At 52.3% G+C, this 2,944-nt stretch carries 4 protein-coding genes and 1 pseudogene; 3 read left to right on the forward strand and 2 right to left on the reverse strand.

Going from position 1 to position 2,944, the window contains the following annotated elements:
- Positions 1 to 410, forward strand: a 410-nt coding sequence (locus DWY57_RS11930) for a sigma-70 family RNA polymerase sigma factor (protein WP_119961813.1), incomplete at its 5' end; no start/stop codon positions are given.
- Between the two features lie 41 nt (positions 411 to 451).
- A pseudogene (locus DWY57_RS20900) lies at positions 452 to 843 on the forward strand (hypothetical protein).
- A 520-nt stretch (positions 844 to 1,363) separates the two neighbouring features.
- Here the strand turns inward: DWY57_RS20900 and DWY57_RS11945 are convergent.
- Both DWY57_RS11945 and DWY57_RS11950 read right to left on the reverse strand, forming a co-directional pair.
- Positions 1,364 to 1,687 (reverse strand): helix-turn-helix domain-containing protein, encoded by a 324-nt coding sequence (locus DWY57_RS11945; protein WP_119961815.1) that lies wholly within the window; start codon positions 1,685 to 1,687, stop codon positions 1,364 to 1,366.
- A 42-nt stretch (positions 1,688 to 1,729) separates the two neighbouring features.
- Complete coding sequence (locus DWY57_RS11950; protein ID WP_119961816.1) at positions 1,730 to 2,035, reverse strand: helix-turn-helix domain-containing protein; 306 nt, start codon at positions 2,033 to 2,035, stop codon at positions 1,730 to 1,732.
- 479 nt (positions 2,036 to 2,514) lie between these two features.
- On the opposite strand from DWY57_RS11950, the gene DWY57_RS11955 reads away from it, so the two are divergent.
- Positions 2,515 to 2,944, forward strand: a 430-nt coding sequence (locus tag DWY57_RS11955; protein WP_119961878.1) for a DUF3408 domain-containing protein, incomplete at its 3' end; no start/stop codon positions are given.

A 2,944-nucleotide genomic window follows, 5' to 3' on the forward strand; every position in this document is an offset into this window, starting at 1 on the left:
TTCCCGGAAAGGACATAACGGACTATGACGCGTATTTCATCGGATGCTACAAAAAGGCGACCCTGGTAAAGATTAAAAGGGAGAACCGGTATGCACACCCTGAAGATGATTTCTTTCTCCGATGTGGCGAGGAGGCAAAATTCCTTTCCGAGGACGACCTGAACGGGTGCGAGAGGCTGGTTAAGGACATACTGCGTTTCGTAAGGCAGAAGTTCTCCTACGAGGAGTACCGGATGTTCATGCTCAGGTTCTATGAGGCGCAATTCTCGTTCAAGGCACTGGCGGAATGCATGGGCGTATCGGCATCGGCCATATCGCAGAAAGTATGCAGGATAGTGGACGCGGTACGTACCCACAGCGGTTTCGCATGGAAAAGCCGGATGCTGGCGGTGGAAAGCTTCATGTATTGAAAAAAAACGAAAACAGTTCAACCGATAAAAGAAAGACAATTATGGCACTGATAGTATACAACAGGGAAAACTCCCGTCCGCAGGAAGTCACATACAAGGGTAAGCGGACCATCAACCTTGACAGCAGGGGGACTGTCTATCTGTCAAAGACGATGTCAAGCGAATTGGGAATTCTCGGCGGCGGACGGGTGAACTTCGCCCACGACGACGAGACGGATGACTGGTACATCTGCCGGGCCGATGACAGCGAGGGGGGCATCGTCTGGAAGGACAAAAGATGCGCAAGGTTCTCGGCGGGGTTTATCGTGCAGAGACTCATGTGGCAGGCGAAGGTGGAGAGGAAGAGCGTGCAGTTCATGATGGCAGGATGCCGGTAGAGATTGGCGGGGTGGCCTATTACAAGATACTGCTCTCGAACCCGATACTCAGATAAAGGTATGGCCGGAGGAGTCCGGCTGTATATGACATAACGGAGACAGGCGCATCCGACGGGACAGGAGCCCGGAGGATGTGCCTGTTTTTATGCGCCGCCATGTTTACACACGGACATGCGGTTGTCACCGGCCGGCATAAGGTCACTCCGAAAAGACCGGGAAACGGCATTGCCGGAGGATAATGATACCAGTACGGAATGTGCCGCCATTACGGGAACGGATCGTCCCACCGGTACACGAACGGCCCGCCCCAATTTCAGAATAACATAATGACATAATAAAATAAGGGTCTTTTTTTATAATGGAATCCCCGTATCTTATTGCCATATCGGAAAAATGTTTCCATGTCCCACCATGTTATGCCAATGTTGTCAGCGGATCATAATTCATAAAGGAAATGCTCTGTTTATAAATACTTTATGAACAAATCAAAGTCGTTCATCCGGTGGAAAGAAAACGAAGGGACGGCCGGTATGACAACCGCCCGCCCCTTCATTCACGATCCCGTACGGAACTTTCCTAAAGTCCCTCCGGTCTGGTTCTCACCTCCCTGTAGCAGCCGTCAAGCAGCTTCTCGATGTCGGAGGAACGGTACAGTATCTTGCCGCCCAGCCGGGTGAAGGCAAGCAGGCCGCTGTCACGGTACTGTTGCAGGCTGCGGCGGCTCACTTTCAGCTTTTCAGCCAGTTCGCGGTCCGTATAGAAGTTCTCGCCCGCCATCGCCGGTGACCTGCCGGCAAAGAGACGCTCCATGGAAACGGAGAGACGTTCGACGGTGGAGAAGAACTCTCTTATATGCTCGCTGCTCTCACGGGTGAGCAGACGGTTATCGGTGTTCATCATGACTTGATCTTTTTTTGTTCGACATTCGTTTTTCATGGCCTTTCAGATCGACCTTCCCATGCTTTCAGCCCGTTTGCGGCGCTCCTCCACTATCTGGATGATGCTTTCCACATCCCCGGGCTTGTAATATGTCTTGTGGCAGATCTGTGTGTATGCCAGCGTGCCGTTTTCACGCAGGGTCTGCAGGGTTCTCGGGCTGACCTTCAGCAGCAGGCACACCTCCTGGTTGTCCAGCCATTTCTTTTCCTCCATGTCACCGTACAGCCGGCAGAGGGTGTCCAGCCGGTCCGCGAACGTCCGGAAGGCCGAGAGTATCGCCTCGAAGGTCCTTGCCTCAATGTTCACTATTCCATAATCAATGTAATTTCAGGTTTGACATCTGTTTCATTCTCTTTTCGGATCCGGATTCCGTGCCGCAATTTAGTGAATCCCGGCGGAACATCCTGAATTTCAAGAGGATGACTACCTTTGACACCATATGCGTATTTATTTCATCCGCAAAGTAAATGATTGTTCCCGGATATGGTTCCGCCCCTTCATCAGATGTCATTATATGTCGTCAGATGTCATGGAAATCGGATTTTACATTCATTTGCTTTTAGTAAACAGACGTTCAGATCCGTTCCCGAAGAGTGGGAAATTTCCAGTGCGTATATTTGTGAAGTCATCACCGTCAGACTGATCCAACAATATGAATAACACGGCAAACCCCGCCAATCGGACCTGTCCGTTTCACAGCACTTGTTATTATCGTTTTATTTGCTTCCGACAACCGGGCAAACGGGTAGACCGTGCCCACAGTATCAACCATCTAAAATCCATGTACAATGAAAAGTGAACCGACTGAAATACCAAGAGGAAAGAAAACGGCGGCATCCGAAACCGCAGACAGAAAGAACGGCTGTAGTCCCGGACCCGGCCACGACGAGTGGTGGGAAAGGCTCATGATGGAACCCGGTCCGGGGGAATCCACCGGTACGGATGCGGAACCGGTGATTCCATCCGGGACTGATGCGGAGGAGGTGTCCGGGGAGACGGTAAGAAAGGACACCCCGGCGGAACCGGAAGACCCCGTGAGAAGAAGGACGAGCGGCAGGCAGCGCAGGGCCTCGCTGGAGGAGTACCGGGAAACGTACCTCACCGTCCCGAAGATCAGGAACCGCAAGACGGTGTTCGTCAGTGAGGATGTGAGGGACGAACTGGACGCCGTCGTCCGCAGGCTCGGCAGGCGTGGCATGAGCGTTTCCGGACTGCTGG

This window comes from Bacteroides sp. AF25-5LB (genome assembly GCF_003602965.1).
GTDB lineage: Bacteria > Bacteroidota > Bacteroidia > Bacteroidales > Bacteroidaceae > Bacteroides > Bacteroides uniformis.

Bases quoted from the DNA above. Each gene is read 5' to 3' on its own strand.
- DWY57_RS11945 (WP_119961815.1), bottom strand. From the start codon at position 1,687: ATGATGAACACCGATAACCGTCTGCTCACCCGTGAGAGCAGCGAGCAT.